The 22,768-nt window shown below is 62.3% G+C and carries 12 protein-coding genes and 1 pseudogene; 6 read left to right on the forward strand and 7 right to left on the reverse strand.

Annotation, left to right across the window (positions count from 1 at the left end; all coding sequences use genetic code 11):
• The coding region (locus MJD61_04160) for a TonB-dependent receptor (protein MCG8554470.1) at positions 1-2,763 on the reverse strand (2,763 nt) is incomplete at its 3' end.
• 194 nt (positions 2,764-2,957) lie between these two features.
• On the opposite strand from MJD61_04160, the gene MJD61_04165 reads away from it, so the two are divergent.
• The 3 genes from MJD61_04165 to MJD61_04175 all read left to right on the forward strand — a co-directional run bounded on the left by MJD61_04165 (position 2,958) and on the right by MJD61_04175 (position 4,962).
• A complete protein-coding gene (locus MJD61_04165) occupies positions 2,958-3,272 on the forward strand; it encodes a hypothetical protein (GenBank protein MCG8554471.1) in 315 nt (104 codons plus the stop codon).
• On the forward strand, positions 3,236-4,159 hold the full coding sequence (locus MJD61_04170; GenBank protein MCG8554472.1) for a hypothetical protein: 924 nt from the start codon (positions 3,236-3,238) through the stop codon (positions 4,157-4,159). Before MJD61_04165 ends, MJD61_04170 begins: the two co-directional genes overlap by 37 nt.
• 485 nt (positions 4,160-4,644) lie before the next feature.
• On the forward strand, positions 4,645-4,962 hold the full coding sequence (locus MJD61_04175) for a TonB-dependent receptor plug domain-containing protein (protein MCG8554473.1): 318 nt from the start codon (positions 4,645-4,647) through the stop codon (positions 4,960-4,962).
• Positions 4,963-4,966: 4 nt separating this feature from the next.
• Here the strand turns inward: MJD61_04175 and MJD61_04180 are convergent, their stop codons facing one another.
• A complete protein-coding gene (locus MJD61_04180; protein MCG8554474.1) occupies positions 4,967-6,550 on the reverse strand; it encodes an alpha-L-fucosidase in 1,584 nt (527 codons plus the stop codon).
• 307 nt (positions 6,551-6,857) lie between these two features.
• Between MJD61_04180 and MJD61_04185 the strand changes: the two are divergent.
• Both MJD61_04185 and MJD61_04190 read left to right on the forward strand, forming a co-directional pair.
• Positions 6,858-7,076 (forward strand): annotated as a pseudogene (locus MJD61_04185) (hypothetical protein).
• A 449-nt stretch (positions 7,077-7,525) separates the two neighbouring features.
• The gene (locus MJD61_04190) at positions 7,526-8,938 is read left to right on the forward strand and encodes an alpha-L-fucosidase (GenBank protein MCG8554475.1); all 1,413 of its coding nucleotides are present in this window, start codon (positions 7,526-7,528) and stop codon (positions 8,936-8,938) included.
• 471 nt (positions 8,939-9,409) lie between these two features.
• Here the strand turns inward: MJD61_04190 and MJD61_04195 are convergent, their stop codons facing one another.
• From MJD61_04195 to MJD61_04210, 4 genes are all read right to left on the reverse strand, one after another.
• Entirely contained in the window at positions 9,410-11,293 is a 1,884-nt protein-coding gene (locus MJD61_04195) for an alpha-L-fucosidase (protein ID MCG8554476.1), read from the reverse strand.
• 244 nt (positions 11,294-11,537) lie between these two features.
• The gene (locus tag MJD61_04200; GenBank protein ID MCG8554477.1) at positions 11,538-12,878 is read right to left on the reverse strand and encodes a DUF1552 domain-containing protein; all 1,341 of its coding nucleotides are present in this window, start codon (positions 12,876-12,878) and stop codon (positions 11,538-11,540) included.
• A 236-nt stretch (positions 12,879-13,114) separates the two neighbouring features.
• Positions 13,115-16,756, reverse strand: a complete 3,642-nt coding sequence (locus tag MJD61_04205) for a DUF1592 domain-containing protein (protein MCG8554478.1) — start codon at positions 16,754-16,756, stop codon at positions 13,115-13,117.
• A 602-nt stretch (positions 16,757-17,358) separates the two neighbouring features.
• On the reverse strand, positions 17,359-18,576 hold the full coding sequence (locus tag MJD61_04210; GenBank protein MCG8554479.1) for a hypothetical protein: 1,218 nt from the start codon (positions 18,574-18,576) through the stop codon (positions 17,359-17,361).
• Positions 18,577-19,225: 649 nt separating this feature from the next.
• Here MJD61_04210 and MJD61_04215 point away from each other — a divergent pair.
• Entirely contained in the window at positions 19,226-20,629 is a 1,404-nt protein-coding gene (locus MJD61_04215; protein ID MCG8554480.1) for a DUF4215 domain-containing protein, read from the forward strand.
• A 174-nt stretch (positions 20,630-20,803) separates the two neighbouring features.
• Here the strand turns inward: MJD61_04215 and MJD61_04220 are convergent.
• Positions 20,804-22,768, reverse strand: a 1,965-nt coding sequence (locus MJD61_04220) for a DUF2961 domain-containing protein (protein MCG8554481.1), incomplete at its 5' end; no start/stop codon positions are given.

Below are 22,768 nucleotides of genomic sequence, written 5' to 3' on the forward strand. Positions count from 1 at the left end.
CGACCCGCGGGGAAGTATGAACACCTGCCGGCTGCCCAGCAGTTCGTGGGAACCCAAGTAGTTGGTGGGTCGGCCAGAGTGCGCATTGAGCGCAGTGCCGATATTGATCTCGTGGTTGTTGAATAACGTGAGAATATAGGCGCCGTATGCCTTGAAGGTATGACGGACGTCCCCCGAAAGCGGACCGTAACGATTGACGAGCAGATCCTTGACGTCGAAATCGGAGTTCATATTCGGCTCGAACTGACCGCTGTCCGTGTTGACGAGCCCTGAGTAGTTCCCTCGCAAGGAGGCGAGGGTATAGTTTGCCTGCAGGAGCCAGTGGGAGCTCATGGGCTTGGTTACAGCCAACGTGAGCGCGTGATAATTGCGAACTCCCTTGGCAAAGCCGCTGCCGAGACCCCGGCCCGGATTACCGAGAAAGATCGTCTGTGTCTCGTCGAGGCTCATGGTTTCGATCAGGTTGTTGAGCCAGCGATGGGTATAGGTGGCGCCCACCCTCGCAAGACCAAAAAGATTGTACTCGGCGCCCAGGGAGATCTCGGAGTTGTACTGAGCGGTGAGCGAGGCGTCGATCGGCACAAGGCTCGAGCCGATGGCGACCGTGCTCAGATTCGGGTCAGAGCGGCCATTGCGCAAATAACGGTAGGTAGGATTGGACTCGTAGCACGCATTCGGAGAGTCAAATGCGTTGAGGTCACAATTGTTTGGATACCCAGTGGCGGGCAGGTGGTATCCTCTTAGCCAGGGCTGGCCATGAAGCAGGTGCAGGGAGCTTCGGACCGGCATGCTATGAAAAAACCGGCCATAGTTCGCGAAGATCCGAGCTTTGCCTTCCTCGCTCGGATCCCAAATGACGCCGATTCGCGGCGCAATCTGGGAGGGCAGGGTGAGTCCCTGTCCCGCACCCTTGCCCAGCATGAATTGCATATCGTACCGCAGCCCGAGATTGACGGTCACCGGGTCGCTCACGTGCCAGCTGTCTTGCAGGAAGGCGCCGTACAGATGATTGGCGGCCGAGCGGCTGAACCAGGTGATCCAGGAAGGTTCGTCCGGGGAAAGCAGGAACGCAGGCCCGTTGCTGGTAAAGCGATCTCCGGAGGAATGCTCGTCGATCCGGTGCAGGCCAGTCTCTCCGTGCGCGGCCTGATAGTGCTCTATTTGGAGGTCGATGCCTGCCTTGATGACGTGCTCGCCATAGAAGTCGGGTACGATCAGGGTGCCCATACTGGTTAGCTGCAGCCGGTTCGTCGTGCCGTCATACATGAAGCCCCGGCCGCCGACGCTGTAGCCGGGGGCTGGGCAGGGGAGCTCGCCATGGATGGAAGCACAGGCCTGTTCGAGTCCGGGATAGGACTCGAAAGCGGTAATGGACCGCGGTTGGGCCGAGCTCCAGATCAGGTTCGGCGTGGCGGCGATCCCGGTGGCTCCTTCTCCGAGACGTGAGCCGTCGAGAGGAAGCCTGCGAAAGGTGGTTTGGTGAATGCCCAGCGTCGTGTTCAGAAGCTTGCGATAGTCGTCGGAGTTCACGTCCCACTTGAAGGTCAGCTGGTAGGTCGAGGTGTAGCGTTGTTGCTGATCCGCATCGACGTACGGGTTTCCGGAGCGTATCCGGCTCGGCCACCACGGTGTGGTGATGAAGCTCGCGGCCAGACGATTGTTGCTGTTGGGGCTGTAGGTGAGCTTGCCGAGCAACTGCAGGTTATGGTCTCGAGTTTGGTAGTCGACACGCGTGCCAGGAATCTCTTCCGTGAGCGGCTCGCCCTCGGTGTCCTTGATCCGCGCACCTGTCATCGGGTCCAACAAGAAGCGGTGGAGTGCGCGATGATGCTGGTTGGTTGTGAACGCGATGTCGAATCCCACGTAATACCAGAGCTTGTCGAGCAGGATGGGTCCGCCCGCGGCACCGCCCAGGTCCCAACGACTGGCAAGCTCGCTTTGGTGCACGATGGTTGAGGCCCTCGGCTTCACGTACTTGCGTCCAGCCTCGAGCCACGGGGGTGAGAGGGTGAACCAGGCCGCGCCACGATGTTCGTTGGATCCCGATTTGGTGGTCGCGTTGAGCACTCCCCCGGTCGCGCGTCCGTACTCGGGCAAGTAGCCGCTCGTTATCACGTTGAGCTGATCCACGAAATCGATCGAAAGGGCGGTCTGGTTCTGGCGGTTTTCGCCCCCGACACCGAGACCGTCGACGAGGTAGAGGTTTTCTGGCGCGGTGGTCCCGCTGATCGCTGTGCCTCTGTGCCCGGACCCGGCCTGGGGAGCCATCAAGGCGATCGACTCGAACGAACGCTGAAGCCCCCCACGGCTGGCGGGCGAAGCCATGGGTATGTGTTGCGCGAAGTCGGGGGTGATCGTGGTCATGTTCTGGGCTGAGCCCACATCGACGGGGGCCTTCATGCCCTGCACTTCGATCTCTTCCACGTCTTCTTTGGCCGACAGCAGGGTCCCGTCGACCTTGACCGTGGTGTTGGTACGCAGCTGAATTCCCGTATGCTCCGAGGGACGGTAGTCCCTCGCGTGCACCAGCACCGTGTAGTCACCCGGTGGCAGGTTGGCGATGCGGAAGCGCCCGCGCCGGTCCGTGGTCGCACGCTTCGTGCCCTGGAGGTTGGGCGACCTCACCGACACTCGCGCCCCGACGATCGGTTCGTCGCGGACTGCGTCGATCACCGTGCCCTTGATGACCGACACACCCAACTGTGCTCGAGCCGAGGGCACAGCCACGAAAAGCAAACACAGGACGATGAACAGGAATCGCATTCGGAATATCGCGCGGCTTCTAGTCCTTTGCCGGGACAGATCGTACCGCGAACGTCTCGAGCATCTTGCTGGGAACCGAGGAGCTCGTCAACCACACGGGGTAGCCCCACTTCATCCTCGACCCCGCTGATTGGGATCTGTCCGGCTTTGGCGGCCCTACCTTCTTTGGCCCGCCCTTATGGAATCCGCGCTTCATGGAGGCACGACCCCTTTCGCAGTGGTCTCTGGCCAAGGCACCCGACGCGGATCCTCTCAGGCGTGGCCCGACCCAGCAGGAGCGCGCCAGCGGCTTTCTCAGGCCGGAACAGCTGGCGCGGTTGAACCACCTGACCGTGATTCTGTTCGGCGACGAGGAAGGTTACAGCCCCACCCTCGTCGACCACCTGCGGGACTGGTACGAGGTGACGCGTCGACACTACCCGCACGTGCTTGTGCACAACAACCAGTGGGGGAGCAATGGTCGCATCCGAACATGGGCGACTACATTCGCACCGCCAAGCCCGACCTAATCAGCTTCGACTCGTACTGGTTCGGCCAAAACAAGCCGAGCAACTTCCGGGGCTCCCGGGGCATGGCCGAAGGGTTGCTCAACTACCGCAGGCATGCCCTGGCGGGCGTCGACGGTGCGGGCATGGAGCCGATAGCGTTCGGTCAGTTCACGCAGGGATACCGCTGGGACGGCATGTACACGCTCACGGAATCGCAAATCAGGCTGTACTATTTCATGACCTGGACCTACGGGGGGCGCTGGCTCAACTGGTTCCGCTGGCTGCAGGGCGACGATGAGGGTATGGGCAGTCAACCGACCACTTGGTCCATGCTGCTTGAAAACGGCCTGCCGCGGATGCCCAGCGAGGCCATGGGCTGGACCAGCAAGGCCAACCAGGAAAGCCGGAATTGGGGTCCGTACCTCGTGCGGCTGAAGACGACCGATATCCGCTTTGTGGCCGGTGCGCCTGGTACTGATACCGGAACCATCGGAGCCACTCCTGCGTGGGACCAGAACGCGGACCCCTACCTTCGCAGCATTTCGGGCTCGCTCTTGGGGCCCGAGCACACGGGACAGCAGGCCGATCTGTATGTCGGCTACTTCCAGGTGATTCCCGCAGCCGAGGGAGGCGACCCCGCCTTCTTCAGGGATCCCAATGCGCAGTTTTTCATGATCACCAACGGTTTCACCTCCAAAGACCACAAGACAGCGCATGACGCCCGCCAACAGGTTACGTTGGAAATCGACTTGGGTGGAAACCCACCGCGCTTCATCAAGCAAATTGATCGACAGACGGGCCTGGCTCAAATGGCACCGGTAACAGCTCTGGGAGGAGGTCGCTTCCGCCTGGTCACCGAGTTGCCCGGTGGAACCGGAGCGCTGTACATGCTTACGACGTCACCATGAGCGCACCACGGCCATCGCGCCGCAACGTCTTCCTTGATTGTCCAAGCTACCACTCAATCTGGAGAATGCGCCCAGCTAGAAGGCTCCGCATGCATCTCGTGGTCCAGAACTCGCTCCCCGTCGCCTAGCTTGCGGCGCGAAGCCGTCTGCCGCGCCGGCTCACGTTCGACCCTTCTCAATTCCGACCGCATGCGCTGCATTCCCTCGGTTCGCCAGCACGCCATTCGACTTCGCGACGCCGCGCGATGCTCGGTTCGGAGTTGCGGGCTGGGCACTAGTTGGAAGGTTCTTCCAGCCTTCTATTGTTCCTGCCCTTCGCGGCCACCGCAGTCGCGCAGGATCATGCACATGAAGCGGCCGAGCACGAAGCCGAAGCGCACGCACCGGTCGCTAACGAGGCGACAGCGCCCTCTCCAACTCCAAGGCCAGGCCAGGGCGCAGCGCGGCCGAGAGGGAAACCCGGGCCAGACACCGAGATTGTCCACGTGCGGGGCATTCGCCGCAGCGCCGAGCAAGCGCTTGCCACCAAGCGCAGGGCCGACGCCATTGTCGATGCCGTGGCGGCTGAGGACATCGCCAAATTCCCGGACGAGAACGTTGCAGAGTCGCTACAGCGCGTAACAGGCGTCTCGATCACTCGAGGTTTCGGCGAAGGCCAGCGCGTCAGCATCCGGGGCATGGGGCCGGGACGCAATCTGACGTTGCTAAACGGACAGCCCGTGGGCTCGTCGTCCTTTCAGCTCGAGGAGGCTGGCAACAGCCGCAGCTTCAACTTCGCGATGCTGCCTTCCGAGATCCCTTGAGGCGTCACCGAGCGAAGAGCTGGAGCTCCGCGATGGTCGGACCCCTGGTAGACCTCAGGACATGGAGCCGCACCCGCCAGGCCGTGACCGGCTGCACGTGGATTTGGTGCTTGCTGCCCACGGTGGTGCCCGTGTGGAAGGTCCTCCACGTCTGACCATCAAATGCCTGCAGCTCGAACTGCTGGATCCGATGGAACGGCAGGGGCTCATCGATCATCACGCGCCCGATCAGGGCCGGCGCCGCCGGGTTGACCTCGAGATCGACCTCCAGCCACCACGGGGCGAGACCATCGTCCGTGGCCCAGCGCGTGTCCGGGTTGTCATCGAACGCCTTGTCCGCGGTGTACACGTTGGGCGGGCCGGTCACGTTGCTTGCAGTGGCCGGCTTGCCAAACGCGAGCGAGCCGCTCGGGTCCCCCGTCTCTCGCGGCGAGGCCTTGAATAGGCCCAGGTTGGAGATCGCCAGGGCCGAGCGTGCGGTGCGGAACGAGAAGCGTACCCTGCGGGCGCGGGTTGCTGGTACGCGCGCCAGCCGCTTGTAGCCCACGGTGCTTCCGTCGGTGAGTTGCCTCCACTGGCCGAGTTGCTCGGCCTCGACGGCGAAGTGCTCGATGCGCTGTCCCAGCCAGATGGGCTCTTGGATCATGATGCGATCGAAGCTCTGTTCCTGGGCGAGCTCGAGGGTCACGCTCGCCTGGCCCAGACCGTCGTCGGTGGCCCAGTAACTCGTGGTGTCGGCGTCGGTGGTCTTGGCGGGATCGAACTGAGGGTGCGCACTGCGCACGTTGCTGGCCGTCGCCCTGGCCCCCAGCGCCAGATTGGCCCGAAAGCTCTCGTCCAGAATCGACCGGAACTCGCGCAAGGCGGCAACGTCGTTCTCGTGAATCAGGCCGCGTCGATCGGGCGGCAGATTGAGCAGCAGCGTGGCGTTACGGCCCACGCACTCGTAGTACAAGCTCACGAGCTCTCTGGGCGACTTGACGCGAGAGTCCTCGGACGCGTGGTAGAACCAACCGGGCCGGATGGATACGTCGCACTCGGCCGCCACCCAATCCTGGCCGTTGGGGTCGCCGCTGCCCAGGTATTGCCGCTGCGTAGCACTGCCGTTGCCGATCGTGATCTTGCTGCGGTCGATGGTGGACCAACACGTAGACGGCGCCTTGCCATGCTCGTTGCCGATCCAGCGGACGTCCGGGCCCGCATCCGAGAACAACACCGCGCCGGGTTGAAGCCTGCGGATCAGAGCCCAATAGGCCTCGAAGTCGTACGCCATCGCGGGTGCGTTGGCGCCCTTGGCACCGTCCATCCATACTTCCGCGATCGGGCCATACCTGGTCAGCAGTTCCTCGAGCTGCCCAAGATAGAACTGGTTGTACGAGGGCGTGCCGTAGAGTGGAGCGTTTCGATCCCACGGCGAAAGGTAGACGCCAAGCCGGATGCCTGCTTGCTGGCACGACTGCGACAGCTCGCCCAGCACGTCTCCTAGGCCCGCTTTCCAGGGCGAGCGTTCGATCGAATGATCGGTCAATAGCGATGGCCACAAGCAGAAGCCGTCGTGATGCTTGGCGGTCAGAATCAGCGTTCCCATGCCGGCGGCTTTGGCCACCTGCGCCCATTGTCGCGTGTCGAGCTGACTCGGGTTGAAAATGCGCGGGTCTTCCCTTCCATCGCCCCACTCCCGATCCGTAAAGGTGTTCACGCCGAAGTGGATGAAGCCGATTAGCTCCTGTGCCTGGTACGCAACTTGCGGAGGCGTGGGAACCACCGCGGCCGGCGGCAGCCCTGGCACCGGCGGCAGCACCGAGCCCCCCATGCCCGCGGCGGGCGCTCCGGCCAGGCTGCCGGCCAAACCACCGAAACCTCCCGGCGTGCCGCCCACAGCGCCCGCCGTTGCCCCCGCGCCGCTCGCACCTGCTCCCGCAACGGGGCCGGGGACCCCGGCGAGCCCCGCTGCAGTGCCGGCGAGGCCGGCCACCGGCGGCGAGTTGGCCGTGCCGCCCGTAGCCATCGGGCCCGACCCGCCGGCTCCAACGGTGCCGGAATTGCAGCCGGTGAGGCTCCACAGGAGCGCTGCCAAGGCAGAGCACGCAAATGCACGCACGCCGACTTGGTAGGCATTGAGGGGCGAAACCATAGACCGGGACTCGCTGAGCTGAGGGTGCCGACGGTGCGTGGCCGCGGCCGCCTAGCACAACGCATGTTTATAACATGAGGCACCCTTTCTGCACACCGTGGCTCTCGAGGCGACTCCTGCGGGCGCACGCGCCCCAGATGCTTGATGACCACGCGCCCCACGCGCTAGCCTCGAACTCGAACCAAAGAGGCTAGCGTGCTCAAGGCTCGACATCGTCCAAGGAATCCACTCCCTCTGACCGGTTGCGGAGCACCGGCAACGGCGCCGGGCCGCTGCTTCGGTGGCAGGCCGGCAAGGTGGTGGAGCGCAGCGGTGCGGTTGGGCGAGGCAAGGCGGTTGGGCGAGGCAAGGCGGTCGGACGGGGCGCTATTGCGGCTTGGACTCGCTGTGCTGCCCGGCAAACTAACGCAACGCGTGCTTCTGTGCCTGTTGTTGGTAGCCTGTCAATCGAGAGACAAGGAGATCCCGCAACGCGCCAATAGAGAAAAAGGGCCCATAAGGCAGCTCCTTGACAACAGAGAGGAACGCATACGCTGGCACAGAGATGCGCGTTTTGGTGGAATGGTCCATTTTACCCCTGACACCATAGGAAAAGTGGTTCATTACGACGCGGAACACCAGCCCGATCCTTACCGAGGAAGACCCATCGTTGCCGAAGAATTTGATCGATACTACACCAGAATGACACTTCAGAATTTCGATGCAGAAGCATGGGTAAGTGCATTTGCCGATGCCGGCATGAAGTACTTTGTTTTCGTGGCGAAACACCACAACGGCTTCTGCATGTGGGACTCGAAGTATACCAATTACGACATCTACGCAGTTACGGGGCGCGACGTGGTAGCGGAGCTCGCTGAGGCGTGCAAAAAACACGGCATTACCTTTGGCCTCTACTACTCCATCATGGACTGGTACCATCCGCATGCGACGGGAATCACGCATGGAGGTAGAGGGTACGATCTTCCCCCGGATATAGCGCCTAACATCAAGAACTATATTTCCTATATGAACGCCCAGCTCAGGGAGCTTACCACCAAGTACGGGCGAATCGGGCTCCTCTGGTACGATGGCGCCTGGATGAGCGAGGGAATCGACGATCCGAATCTGCAGTGGACAGAGAAGCACGCCAGGGATCTTTATGAGTACAGCCTGCAGCTCCAGGAAGGCATCATTACCAACAATAGGATGCAAAGGTCCCACTACAAGCCAACAGATAAAGGAGATTATTATACACCGGAGAATTTCATAGGAAATTTTGACCGAGATAATCACTGGGAATCTATTATGAAACTTGGGGTATCCTGGCACTGGGTACCGAAGGAACCAATAAAGCAAGTAGAGCAGATTCAAGCAATGCTGAGCAGGGCCGTGGGCAACGATGGAAACCTGCTGCTCAACATAGGCCCTCATCCCGACGGATTCATTGAGCCGAATCAAGTAGAAGTGCTTAAACAATTAGGAAAATGGCTGGATACAAACGGGGAGGCAGTCTACGGTACTAGGGGAGGACCATACCTGCCTTCAAAAGAGGTGGTTAGTACGAACAAAGGCAGTAATGTCTATCTGCATCTGTTGGATGAAGGCCTGCGCGTACTGACGGTTGATAGCCTGGATGCAAAAATAGAATCCTGTACGAATATGAAGGGCGAACCGCTGAGCTGTGAAGTCATGAACGATAAACTACGTATTACTTTGGAGGAGAATAGGCCAGGCGTAGACGTGATTAGGATTGCCATCGACAAGAATGCCCTGGACGTACCGCTGGTCAAAAGCGGAGTGGAAATGCGACATTCCGTTGATACAGAGAAGAAGATCGTTATGGAAAATGTCAAGGAGGAATAGAAGGCTATTTCGCGGATGCCCACCAGCATGCCTCAGTCCACAGCACTTCTGAAACCCCCAGCATAACTCCAGAGCGAGGCGGTGTTTCGGCTGAAGAGCTCCTGCAGCGGGCTCGCTGTGCTCGAGGCACGTACCTTGACCTGGACCGCCGAAACCCTCGCGCGGTTCGAAGCGCTGATCCCCTTCGGAACCTCGTTTGGTGTTACCCATGCGTTTCGTGCAGCGCCGCGACTCGCGCTGGACTCGCAAGCGACTGGTGCTTCGGCGGGAGTCCCAGTAGTCGCATTGAAGGTACTGGCAGACTCAAGGCGCCGGAGATTGGCGGCAGCCTGCAGGTGTCAGCCAAGAGTGGCAATCCCGTTAGCTCGAGAAACTCACGCCGCTGCATGGCTGCTCCGAACGCTTGTCGTCCATCAGTGCTCGCTGCAAGCCTCGCGCATCTTCTTCGCCCCAGTGGCAGGGGAATTCCCGTCATATGGGAATCAGCTTCACAGACCTGAGATTCATCAATGCGCTACCCGGCCGCAGTCGGGTTGCCTCGACCGCGACCTCAAACTGCGCGGCGGCGAGGGAGACCGTACCCAACTTGACTTGCTGAAACCTGGTCCACGAACCAGTCCGCCTCACCCGACCACGCAGTTCCTTGCCTCCGACCTTCACGAGATAGCCATTGCCCGCGCAGCCCTTGCCGCACGCCATTTCCACGATCACCCGATAGCGCCCCGCGGTTTCAATTTTGAGCGGCCAGGACGCTCGGTCCGCTGTCCTCTTCCACTCCTGCACGGCGCTGTTTCCCCTGTCGAGCCGCAGCTTCCCCTCCAGCACCACGTTCGCGCTATCCAGCACAATCTCGCCCTTGGCGTTTGGCCCGATCACGAACTCAACGGGTCGTAGCTTGCTCTGATGCTTGATCGCAAAGACCGTGTCCGTTGAATCCAGGGTCACGCCGGATAGGGGGATCTTCAGATAGTCTCGAAGCACGAAGTTTACCGGCTTACCACTGGGAAAAAGGGTGACCCCTTCGATATCGCCTGTTACGGGAACCAGCAGCGTATCCATGCCAAAACGCTCGAGCAGATGCACGTACGAGTGTGTGCCCTCCTGATTGTGGGTCATCACGCCCCAGTTGCGCTCGGGCATGGGTCCGCCCCTGGTACCGTAGATGCTTTCGCCGTGCTGCTTGGTCCACTTTCCTACGCCACGCAATCTCGCGATCACCTCCGGCTGGAACGCTCCACTGGGCGGAGGACCCACATTCAACAGGAGGTTGCCTCCGATTCCAGCTGCTCTCACCAGATAGTGAACCAGCTGCTTCACGCTCTTGAAGTCCCCATCCTCCTTGTTGTATCCCCAGTGTCTATTCATTGTATCGGCAGATTCGAGCGGGAAAGACGAAACCGTGGTGGTGTTGTTTTTGTACGTCTGGTGACCCGGAAGGTCTCTCTCGAAGACTTGGTAATCCTCACCATACTCGGGGACGGAAAAGCGGTTGTTACCTATCATTGCGTGAGGTAGCCGCCTGTGAATCAGATCGTACGTCTCCTTCAGCCGCCAGTCCACACCCTCTTTGATGTCCCACACACCATCGAACCACCAGCTCGATATTGGTCCGTAGTCGCCACCAGCCAACTCGGCTACCTGCGCATTCATGTAGTCGATGTACTTGTTGAAGTCCCCTGAGTTGGGGCGCCCGGCATGCTGACCCGTACGTCCTCTGGGGAAATAGTCTGGATGATGCCAGTCAAGATGGGAATGGTAGAGACCGAACCCGATGCCCTGATTCTTGCTTTCGGTCGCTAACATCTTCAGTACGTCTTTCTTGTAGGGCGTCCGGTCAACGATGTCCCAGTCGCTTATTCTCGAGTCCCACATGGCGAACCCGTCGTGATGCTTGGACGTGATCACGATATACTTCATACCAGCTTCTTTTGCCAGACTTACCCATTCCTTAGGATCGAATTCAACTGGGTTGAAGGCGTCTGCCAGTTTCTCGTAATCCGCGACCTTCCATTTGCGTTTTTCCATTTCCCATTCGTTCTTTCCTTCGACGCTGTAGATTCCCCAATGGATAAACATGCCGAATTTGGCATCGCGGTACCACTCGTACGCAGCCTTGGAGGCGCGCAGCGTGGTCTCATCGACCTGCGGCTCGATGCCGTGGTGTTCGTAGCCTCGCAAGTAGTAGGGCAGCTGAGGGGCCGAGGGCCTGGTCTCACCCGTTGAAGGTGTTTCGGCGACCGAGGTGGGCGTAACGGGATCCGCGCGTGAAGTTGCGATGGGATCGGGAGGTCTCTCTGTGCATCCCGACAGGAGCACGAAGGCGACTGGGAGAAACGGCGGCTGGGCATGGCGCATGGCTTTTTGGCTCCTCGATCGATGAAACACGTCTTGAAATACTTGTTTTCTAGCAAATAGTAGCCGGAAACGGAAGTCTCGGGCTAGTGAAGGCACCGGCGTTGCCGCGGGCCCGATCGGGGAGGGAAGCTCTCGTCCAGAATCGACCGAAACTCGCGCAAGCCAACGCGCCCGGCATCACGGCCAGCAAGGTGTTGGAATGGTCGGCCCTCGGCGATACAGACGAGTTATTTTTCCGCGGGCCCTAACCGAAAAGTCCAGGCAAGGTGCCTGTGCTGTCAGCGAAGGCTTCGACTTCGACGCCGGCGGCAGCGAGCATGCTTACGAACAGGTTCGACAACGGGATGCGCTCGTCGAAACGGGTGTAGGCGCCGTGTCGTGCACCAAGCTCGCTGCCTCCCGCCAAAATCAGAGGGTAGTTTCGAGCATTGTGCGTCGTGCTGCATGGACTGCCGTAAAGCACGAGCGTGTGCTGAAGGAGCGAACCGTGCTCGTCCTCGGCGTTCTGCATGCGCTCCAGAAAGTAGGCAAAGTGGCTTGCAAGCCAGCGATCGTACTGCCCCCACTGTGCCCAGTGCCCGGTGCTCAGGTCGTGGGAGATCGCATGGTGCCCTTGCTTGGCGCCAAGCGCGAGCTTCGGAAATTGGTCCCCCACCCCGATACCATCCTCCCGAGCCACCATGTAGGTCATCACGCGCGTCAGGTCGGTTTGGTAGCCCATGACCATCAGATCGAGCATCGACCGGATGTACGCCTGCGGATCTACGTTGTGGTTCACGTCCAGGTTCAGGCCAGTGCTGTCGTAGCTCTTGAGTGGAACATCCAGCCAACGCTCGTTGCGCTTGATCTGCTCCTCGACCTGGCTCACCGCCCCCAGATAATCGTCCAGCTTGCGTCGGTCCCGCGAACCAAGCCGCACGCGCAGGCGCGCGCTGTCTTCCCGGAGCATGTCGACGATCTTGTGCTCGCGGGCCAGTGCTCGCCGGCGCTGCTCGCTGCTATCCCGGCCGTTGGGGGAAAAGTAGCGCTCGAAAATGATTCGATGCCGATGCTCGCTTGGGATGGGCTGGCCCTTGGCGTCGAAGGAGAGCGTCGAGATCCGGGACTTGTAGCCCACGCCGCCGTCCGCGGAGAGCGCCAGGAAGGGATAGCGGGTGTGGTGCTTCAGCTGGCGCACTGCCACCTGGTCGGCCGAAATGCTATTGCGGTAGCGGCTACCACGGAGATCCCCGGCCGTGAGAAAGGTGTCGCCCGCGATATGTCCCATCAGCTCGCGGCTCTTGGGGTGGCTCAGGCCGCCCAGGATCGATAGCTGCTGTTGGAACGGGCGCAGTGGAGACAGTACCTGGCCGAGCTCGTACTGCTTGCCCTCACGCTCGGGGAACCAGCGCCACTGCCGGTACTGCTTCTCTTCGGGCAGGCTCACGCCGTTGGGCACCATGATGAAGCAGAGTCGCGCTGGGCCGCGGCCGCGTGCCCGTGCCCGGCGTGGAGCCATGCTCTCTAGAAAGGGCAGCACGGCAGCGACACCGGCGCCTCTCAACACAGCCCTACGACTCAGCCGCAACGATTTGGCCACCTGCAGCTACTCCGACCCCCGGCTTTGCCCAGCATGGATCGTACGCGCGCCATTGTCACGGTCTGCGAGTGTCCTGGATCCCTGATTTCGTACATAAGTCTGCGAGCGATTGGGGTCGCTCGGGCCGGCGAATCGACGCCGGAATAGCAGCGCTATTTCAAGGAGATAGTCAACAGGACGGTCGCTGGCTCGAGCGGCGTCAAGGGCCGATGCATTATGTGCAAAACCAGGGATGCAGGACACTAGATCCGATGAAACGAGGGACTGCTCACGATCCCATGGATCAGAGAGCGCATGCCGTAGTCATGCTCTTTGGCGCGCTTGAGGATGGCCTTGAGCTCGGGGCGGTCTGCGAAGCTCGGTTCGCGACCGAGGGCATAGGCGAACAAGTACTTGATCAACGCCATGGCGAAGCGGTCGGGGAGCTGCTCCAGGATATGCGACTTCATTTCCGGCAGTCCCTGGATCCGAGTGCCGTCGTGCAGTTCGGTGGCGTCGTCGATCGGCCGGCCCCTGGCCTGCTGCATCAGCCGGCCGGTCGCGTCGTATGCCTCGAAGACGAGGCCGTATGGATCGATCTTTTCGTGACAGTCCCGGCAGGACTTCTTGCTCCGGTGCAGCTGTAGCTGCTGCTTGAGGCTGAGCTTTTCGAAGCCTGGCGTCTCCGGGTCGAGCTCGGGGACGTTGGGTGGGGGCTCTGGCGGTTTGATCCCCAGGATCCGCTCCTTTAGCCAGACCGCTCGCTTGATGGGGTGGGCCTCCAGGCCCGTGGAATGACCGCTCAGAAAGGCCCCCTGAGAGAGCAGGCCGCCGCGGCCGCGCTCGCGGGTGAGCACGACCGGCCGAAAGTGATTCCCGCTTACACCCGCGATCCCGTAGTACTCCGCAAGGTTCTGATTGAGCATCACGAAATCGGAATCGATGAACTCCATGATGCTGAGGTTCTCCTGCAGGACCCGATGCACGAAATGGTAGGTCTCCTGCGTCATGTCTCGCTTCACGAAACGGGAGAACTCGGGGTACTTGTCCGCGTCCACCAGCAGGGCCTCGTGCCGGTCCAGGCGCAGCCACTCGCGGCTGAAGACCCGTACGAAGCGCCAGCTTCTTTCGTGCTGGAGCAGCCGTTCGACCTGGCTCGGCAGCTCGTCCAGCAGTCGGCCTTGTTCGGCGAGGGTGCTCAGCTCCGGGTCCGGTGGCGAATTCCAGAGGAAGAACGCCAGGCGCGAGGCGAGCGCGTGCTGTGCCACGTGCCGCTCGCCTGCGCCACCCTCGTTGGCGCTCTCAGGCGAGCCAAGACTGTCGAGGAATAGAAAGCTCGGCGAACAGAGCGCGGCCACCAACACCGCCTTGATACTTTGCTCGTAGCTCGGGTAGTCGTCCTTGAGCGAGCGCCACAAGTCCGTGTAGCGGGCGACTTCCCCCATGCTCGCCGGTCGCCGGAAGGCCCTGGATAGAAAACTGCCCAAGATTTCCGGTGTGTAGCGGTCGCGATCCCAGGCGTGCTGCGATTCGGTGAAGATCGCGCGATGGCTGCGGGGCGGCCAGACCCCGTCCGGGTTGTAGGGCGCCTCCAGCTCGATCGACTTGATCAGCAACGGGGCGCCTGCCTGCGTACTTTCCTTGACCAGCGGAGTGTTCCACACGCCGAACAGGGCGATGCCCGACAACACGGCCGTGTCCTGGTTGGCTCGGGCAGGCATGGGCAGATTCTCCAGGCGCGCTACGAACTCGTAGGTCGTGGTGTCTGTGCCCGCAGCGAGCTCACGGAAAGGCGCCAGCCGTTCGTAGGTCATGCCGTCATCCACCAACGTGCCGGCAAAGGGCTGCAGCGACGCGGGTTTCGCAAGAAGCTCTCGACTGCGCTCGGGAGAGCTGGGCGTGATGCTGTAGAGCGGCGCGGTCAGAGGGCCCTTGTAGGGAGAGACGACCACCGCACGCAACCCCGCGAAGGCCTCGCCGCCGAGCTTGAGGGCAAACGTCCCAGGTTCCAGATGGGCCACGCCGAGCGGCAACGGCGATCGCGAAGCCTTGCCCTCTGGATCGAGGGGCAGCTCCACGTTCAAGCCCCCGTAGTTGGAAAGGTCCAGGCGAACCCGCGCGGGTCCGGCCGCGCCTGCCGGCGTGGACTTCGTGGCTCGCTTGGAGAGCTTGGGGAACACCAGGTCAAACTGGTAGCGACCAGCGGTCGCGATCTCGAAGCGGAGCGTGACCTGACGCCGCCTTGCGCCGACCCTCGGCAGCAGCGAACCGGCCCGTCGGCGCAACCCCTGGAACCTAACGACTTTGGATGCGGTCAGGATCCGAGATCCGTCCGGAGCCAGGATGCGCCTGCGCCGGTCTTCGCCAAGCTGCACCGCCGGTTTCGCGGGAGCGCGCACAAGGCGGCGTGGCGGGCGATTGGGTGGCAGCGCCCTGGCGGCGGTCACCCGCATGGCCACGTAGCCCTCGGCCGGGAAGACGCGCTGCAGTTGAAGCTTGAGGTTGGGCGAGGGGCCTTGCCAGGCCGTGGGCGCGACTTCCTTATGAGGCAGAGCGGAGTACAGCAGGATGCCCTCGTCGGTGACCGCGAAGCGATCGCGCGAGGAGCCGCGCAATCCGACGCCGACGTGGCGCTTGATGGCCTCGAGCTCCGCTCGGTGGGCGTCGTCTCGCGGCTGCACGGCGTGGCCCTGCGCGTCGAGGATGTGCACTCGGAAGTCGTCCGTGTCCAGAGGAACCGCCACGAACGCTTCGTAGCGCCCCGCAGGCTGCCCCGTGCCGATGCCCGAGCCAAAGCTGACACGCAGGCGCGTGGTGTCAGGCCCGCGCCCATCCACGATCGCCTTGTCCAACGCCTCTTGGGCGATTGCCCGGTACGCGTCGATGTGCAGCGCCGACGTCTGCAGGGTGTCGTGGCTGTTCGTGAATCCCAGCTCGGACTTGGCCTCGCCAGGCAGTCGCACGCCGAAGTCGATGGGAAGGCCCAACAGGTCCTGAAGCGCGTGCGCGTACTGCTCTCGGGTGAGCCGGCGAAGCCTGCCGGGGCCCGCGCTCCTGCGAAGCTCCACAGCCGCTGCGAGCGAGCTGCCTATCCAGTCGACCAAGCTGGCTCGCTGGGCAGCGCTGGGCTGTGGCTTCTTCTCCGGCGGCATGTCCCCGGCACTGAGCATGTCGAGCGCCAGCTGCCACTGCTCTTGATCGTGTCCGTGGATCAAGTCGGGGTCGAGCACGTCGAGCCGCATATTGCCCTTCTGCAGATCGGGACCGTGGCAGTCGAAACAATACTGCTGCATCACGGGCCTTATCTGTTCGTTGAACACCGGATCGTCGCTCTCGGCCACGGCGCCCGGTGCCTGCTCCGGAAGCAGGCCGCGCAGAGCCTGGGGGACGTGGGCGATCAGATAGCGCTCGCCGTGAACCAAGCTCCCCCCCGCGTGGGCGGTGATCGTGATGCTGACAACCAAGGCGGCGCACGAGACGACGTACAGGCGCGAAACCAAGCGGCCGCCTGTTCGCTCGCGCGCGATGTGCAGCGCGGTGGCGACCACTGCGACGATGGCTGCGCCGAGTCCGGTCAGCATATGGATCTCGACCTGCTCAGGCCGATGGCCCTCGTTGGCCGCCAGAAGCAACCCAAGTAGCGCAGCTCCCACCGCGCTGGTGCTGCCAGCTAGCCAAACCGGGAGCGCGGCCGCCCGCCAGCGACGAAACCGCTGTCGCGCCGCCAACCAATCCAACACAGGCGCAATCAGCAGCAAGACAATCGGGAAATGTACGACCAGCACATGGAATCGGCCGATGAAGCGCCACAGACCTCTGCCGGAGCTACCGTCGATCGGGGCCCAAAAGGCAACGCAAACCAGGGCCGCGCTGGCGACGGCTACGCTCAAGCACAGTTTCAACATCGTGGGAGCATCCCATGTCGGTAGCGCCCCGACACCAATGCCGACCCGATCGTTGTACACGAGTTAGTGCCGCAGGTTAATGTCGGTGCAGCCACCGTTTGATCCATCGGCCCACGCATTCAATTGTATATGAAAATTTTTGCCAGTTGTGAAAACAAGGCATGCGATACGAAACCCACACCCGTACTGCGTCGTTGTCCTGGGCCCACGTTGGTCACGGCAATTCCCGACTTGAAGCTTTGAAGACCCCGAGGTTCGACACGGCAAGCGCTCGTCGGGGTGTCCGGAACGAGAACCTTAGGGCCCGCGGAAAAATAACTCGTCTGTAGCGCCGAGGGCCGGGCGCCGTTGGCAAGGCGCAACGACGAGGAATATTGGGGATATTTCGAGGAGGCGCAACATGGCCTATAGCGGTGCCAGGACCACGGACCGGAGATTCATGAGCGCGGTGTTCGCCCGCAGGGCGACGGGCTTGATCGTGAGCTCGGTTTCAGCCGTGGACAGAGATCCCGACCCCGTGCCAGGTCCGACCCAGCACCCGACCCAGCCCCCCTGCCCCTCCAAGCAACCGCCCACGAGACGAGCAGGCTCCGGGCAGCGTGTCAGAAGCCCACGAGCGAGGGGGGCGGAGCGGCCAGCGCGCACACCCCCGTGGTCTGGTCGGGCACCAGCTCGTCCGCTAGCGAGAATCCCAGCATGCATTCGAGGTTGAATTCGGGATTGAGCTGCCAGCCCTTGGCGCAGTCCTGCACGGTCGTGCAACGTGCGTTCTTGCGGGTCTCGGCCCTGGTCTCGGCGAGCCGCATCACACTCTCTGGATCCGCCGTGTACTCGAAATGGGAGAGCTTCTTGTACTTGTCGACATCGATCGCGACGGCCCACACGTCGTAGGTCGCGCTGCAGCCATCGCGGGTGTAGGTGAGGATCGCGGACCACTGGTTGCCCGTATACGCCGGGGTAACGAGCACCTGGAGCTCCGACCACTCGTACTTGACGTGTGGTCCCATCAAGCCTTGCGCCAGCGGGACACGGAAGTCCACCTCCACAGGACTGAGCTCGGGCACCTGGCAGAAGCCATTGGACTCCGGCTCCGCCGTTACGAAATCACCGATGGAATAGTGGGGTGTGATGAAGTTGGGAGCGACGGGCAGGGGCTCGTAGGGCCGCACGCAGCGCTTCTCCATCGGATTTGTCAGGGAGGTTCTGCAGGCCCAGCCCGAGCCGCAGTCGTTGGCGGTCTCACACTTGTCGTAGCAGGCCGGAGGGGTGCCAGGCAGTGCGGGCGCGCCGGGCGGCATGTCCCGCGGTGCCGTGTCGCAGGCGAGCTCTTCGACCTTGCACTTCTCCGGGTCGTAGGGCACTGGGCAGCAGTCGATGGGCTGGGGCATGGTCGGGTTGCACACCTTATGGCTTCCAACCGCCTGGGGGTCCCGGTAGCCCCCGACGGTGTTGTCTTTCAGCCAGTGCTCGTGGGCGGTGAGCGCCGCGTGGTAGAGACTGTCGTAGCTGCCCACCAGGTCGGGGGTTAGCGCGACGCGCGCAGCGCGGAAATCGGCCTGCATCTTCTCGGACGGATAGTAATAGGTGTGCGCACCAAAGATCTCGCCCTTGAGCTGGGCACAGGGGCCCGTGCCGCTGATGAGGTCGTAGCGTGCCACGAAGGGCAGCCTGGCGACCTGGCAGGTGGGCGGTGGCTGCGTACAACCTGATGCCGCGCAGACCAGTCCCAAGAGGCCGATCGTCGAGAACATCTGCGCTCGCGCCGTTGCCATGACGTTCATCTCCAACACCAAGCCACCGCATTCCGGCATGATCGCCACCGGAGCTTGTCGACGTGAAGCGCTTCGGAGTGCGGGGAGGTTTGTATATAAACCCTACTTTCCCCCCACACGGCAAGCGAATGCTGCGATGGGCGTGCGCCCATATTCGGAAGTCGCTGCTATTTCTAGGTTTTTTTGACCCGACGCCCAAGGTGGTGCGTGTTCAACGGCCTGCCAGGTCGGACGTGGGTCCACGTGTTGGCAGCTGCTCCCCGCGGTGATTCTCAGATCCCCAAGAAGGTCACGATGTGCTATCCAATATGATCACGCGTTGGCTGCTGAACGCCTCTGGAGTCGTGCATGGGCGGCTTCGGGTAGATTGATCGAACCAGCATGGATCAAAAGGTTTGGAGGTCGAACATAGCTGATTATAGGTATTATCATGCGTAATGCGATTTTCCAATTGTGCTGCAAAAGTGTGCGCTTTGCCTATGTGATGCTCGCAGCCCTTGGCACGGCCTGCGCTCAAGGGTCCGGTCTGGTCGGCAGCGGACCAGTAGACTCACCGGGCGTGATCGGCACCCCGCCGCCGACTGCTGGGGTGGGAGGCATGGGGAGCACACCAGTGCCGTTGGGCGGAGCTGGCGGCGCCTTCGGTCAAGGGGGCGGCGGAGGTTTTCCAACCGGCTTGTCGGTGTGCGGCGACGGCGTGCTCGACCCCTTGCACGAGCTGTGTGATGACGGCAATCGGGTGCCGGGCGATGGCTGCTCGCCGGACTGCCAGCTCGAGCTAGGCTGGCAATGTCCTGCGCCAGGTTCCCCCTGCGTCGCGGCCAGGTGTGGTGACGGTATCGTCGCATCAACCGGGTCGGGCGCGCTCGATGAGAAGTGCGATGACGGCAACAACATCCCTGGAGATGGTTGCTCACCCACCTGCAAGATCGAGCCCGGTTGGGTGTGTGTACCGGCCTGTCGCAGAACCGTGTGTGGGGACGGCGTGGTCGAGGGCTTGGAGCACTGCGATGACAGAAATCAGAATCCCTTCGACGGTTGCCACGAGTGCTTGACGGTCCCGCAGTGCGGCGTGGGTCCCTGCCCTGCGATCTGCGGCGACGGTCTGGTGTTTCCCGGGGAAGCCTGCGACGATGGGAACCGTAAAGATGGAGACGGTTGCTCCGCGAGCTGCATGCTCGAGCCCGGCTGGAGGTGCTTGAACTTCCCTATCAGCGGCAGCCAGACGGGCGCGATGGAGCTGCGGGTCCCGGTCGTCTACCGGGATTTCATGGCTGTGACCCGCATGGCCGGTGACGCGCACCTGATCCATCAGGATTTTGCGGACACGAACACTCCTGCAATTGGATCACCAGGCATGGTCCACGACATGCTGGGCCCAAACTTCAAGCCCGCATACACCGGTGCATGCGAGGTTGGAGCCCCGGTATTGGGGCCAGGCTGTCAAGGCGCGCAGACCAACTCCCGCGCCCTGTTCGACCAGTGGTACACCGACGGGCCTCTGTCGCGCACCGTGTACGATGTGCTGGCAATGCAGCAAGACCCGGCACAACCAAGCAAGTACCTCTTCGACTCCGACCGATTCGTTCCCATCGATGGTCGAGGCTGGCAGGCGAGCGGCCAGGAAGAAAACCAGCGCGTGTGCCAAAACGGAGGCAACTTCCGGTTCAGCACCGAGACACGCTACTGGTTCACGTTTCGCGGCGGCGAGCAATTCCAGTTCAGCGGCGACGACGACGTCTGGGTCTTCATCGGGGGGATGCTGGCCCTGGATCTCGGCGGCGTTCACGCGCGGTTGACGGCACGAGTGACGCTGAGGCCGGACGGCACGACGAGCTGCGACGGCACGTGCGTGCTCCCGTCCCGGACACTTGGCTTGCTGGTAGGACAGATTTACGAGATAGCCCTGTTTCACGCCGAGCGGCGCTGCTGCGGCTCCCATTTTCAACTCGAGCTCACCGGTTTCGAGCGCCTGCAGACCCTGTGCGAGGAAACCTGCGGCGACGGCGTCGTGACCGCCGGCGAGCAATGCGACGACGGCAACCGCATCAACAACGACTACTGTTCCAACGATTGCAAGATCAACAACCTGGTGTTTTGAACGTAACCGTTCAGGCCCCAAGGAACTCGCCTTCGATACTCAGCCGGTTCTGACCAGCGCTGGCTATGTTGCTCCTCCTCGAAGTATCCCCAATACTCCTCGTCGTCGCGCCTCGCCAGCGTCGCTCAGTCCTCACCGAAACACACGAGTTATTCTACCGCGGGCCCTTAGCAGCTATGGTGCGGGGCCTCCACGCAAGGCTGCGATACGAGCATCCAGATCCTGGAGGGTCATGACGGGCTTGGCGGCCTCGGCCGGTTGAGGGACCCGGTTGTGGCGTGCGCCCGGAATCGCATACCAGTAGGTCACCACCGAGTACTTGAGCAAGTCCCAGTGATTGCGCATCTGGAAGCCAAACGAAGCTTCCATGTCGAAGTGAAGGCGCGTGGAAAAGGGAATCGCATCCCAGACCCGCGAGCGGGTCGTGATGTTGTAGCCCCGGTTGTTCTGTGCGCTTCCCACCCGCACGTTGGATAGGAACGGGTGACTGAAGGTATCGAGTCCGGTCGGATTCTCGCCGCCCGCCCAACCGTAGTAGTCCTCGGTGCCGGTACCGAAGTGGGTGGGGAAATCGTCCCCCGTTCCGTTCTGATCGTAGGCTTCGTCAACGTAGATCTTCTCGTCGCCCTCGCCCCACCACTCTCGATTCGCGCTCAAAACGGTCCAGACGTCGGCGACGTAGACACCCTTGCCGTCCACGTGCACGAAGTTCCAGTCCGAAAAAGGCTTGCCTGGCACCGGTTCCGTGGTCCACCAATGCGCGTGAAAGTGCATCGAGTCCGCATCCCAGAACCAGGGGGCAGTCTGTAGCTTGACATCCAAGGTCACGGGATCCGGTCCCAGGTTCTCGAAGGCGATCTCGCCCGCATATTGGTACGGCATCACCCAGCGCGTGATCATGGTGCCGTCCGGACGCATCTCGCGCTCCCAGGTCTTGAACGCATTGACCTCGTTGCCGCTGCAGAAGTAGTCACCGAGCGGGGTCCAGATCGTCTGCTCGCCGTCAAAGGTGCCCTTGAGGATGGTGGAGCGCAGGCGTTGCCTCGAGGTGTCGGCGAGCTTCACTTCGAGATGGCGAACCGCGTTGCTGCCCGGCGGCAAGGGAATCGGGAGCGACTGTCCCGGGTTCAAGGTGACGGTCTGGTTGTGGGGTATGCCACCCACGAAGTCCGTGGGATTCGCGAGCTGAGAACTGATCGCCTGCATGGTGGCCAGGGCTTGCTGATAGCCTTGGGGGGTATAGGTCTCGACAACGGTGCCCGGCGGGAATTCCACGTAGTTGATGATGTTGAACCAGTTTCGGGTATCGACGACGGTCACCTTGCAGCTGCGTTGGTAGGGAATCGGCATGTACAGATTCCCGGCACGGGCGGTGAAACCTGCCAGGACTCCGGGGACATCGAAGCTGTTCTGCTTGGGTGGCACCGGGCCGTAATCCGCCGGCGACCACTCGTTCCTGGTCAGCAACTCGATCAAGTACTCCTCGATAACCGGCGTCGGGTTGTCGTCCAGGTAGATCCTTACTATGGGCCCGCGGCGGCTACCGAAGCTCTGGTAATAATAGGTGCTCCACATCTTGACGATGGCCCCCGGCCCCCGGTGCTCCATCAAGACCCGTTCCCCTCCCTCGGTGCGGACCGCTCCACTAAAGTCCTGATCCGCGAACCAGCCGGGCGAGCCGACCGGCGGCTTCGATTGCCTGTTGTAGCTGCTGGCTTGAAGCGTCTTGGGCCGCAGGAGCGTGGGAAAACGAGCTAGGCGGTCGCGATCGACCATCTGCTCGAGCATCCACTGAAGCGTGACTTTGGCTGGTGGTGGGGGCGGCGGTGGTGGGGGCGGCGGGAGCACCCCCCCCATCCCTCCGGCGCCCAATCCGGCGACGCCGCCACTGCCCGCCACGCCTGCGCCCCCCGGGACGCCTGCGCCGGTGCCCGCTCCTGCGATGCCGCCGCCGCCGCCGATGGCAGCCGCACCGCCCATCGCAGCCGCACCGCCTCCCGAGCCTGCCACGCCGCTACCCCCACCAGCCTGCCCCGACCCAGCGCCTCCCGAGGTTCCCGACCCGGAGGGGGGCAGGGCCGGGGTGCGACCGCTGCAGCCGTATCCGCAGCAGACTGCCCAGACCAAAGCGAGGACTCG

The organism is Pseudomonadota bacterium (genome assembly GCA_022361155.1).
Taxonomy (GTDB): domain Bacteria; phylum Myxococcota_A; class Polyangia; order Polyangiales; family JAKSBK01; genus JAKSBK01.

Coding starts and splice junctions, on each gene's coding strand:
- MJD61_04165 (MCG8554471.1), top strand. CDS start 2,958: ATGGAGGCACGACCCCTTTCGCAGTGGTCTCTGGCCAAGGCACCCGAC.
- MJD61_04170 (MCG8554472.1), top strand. CDS start 3,236: ATGGGCGACTACATTCGCACCGCCAAGCCCGACCTAATCAGCTTCGAC.
- MJD61_04180 (MCG8554474.1), bottom strand. CDS start 6,550: ATGGGAACGCTGATTCTGACCGCCAAGCATCACGACGGCTTCTGCTTG.
- MJD61_04195 (MCG8554476.1), bottom strand. CDS start 11,293: ATGCGCCATGCCCAGCCGCCGTTTCTCCCAGTCGCCTTCGTGCTCCTG.
- MJD61_04205 (MCG8554478.1), bottom strand. CDS start 16,756: ATGTTGAAACTGTGCTTGAGCGTAGCCGTCGCCAGCGCGGCCCTGGTT.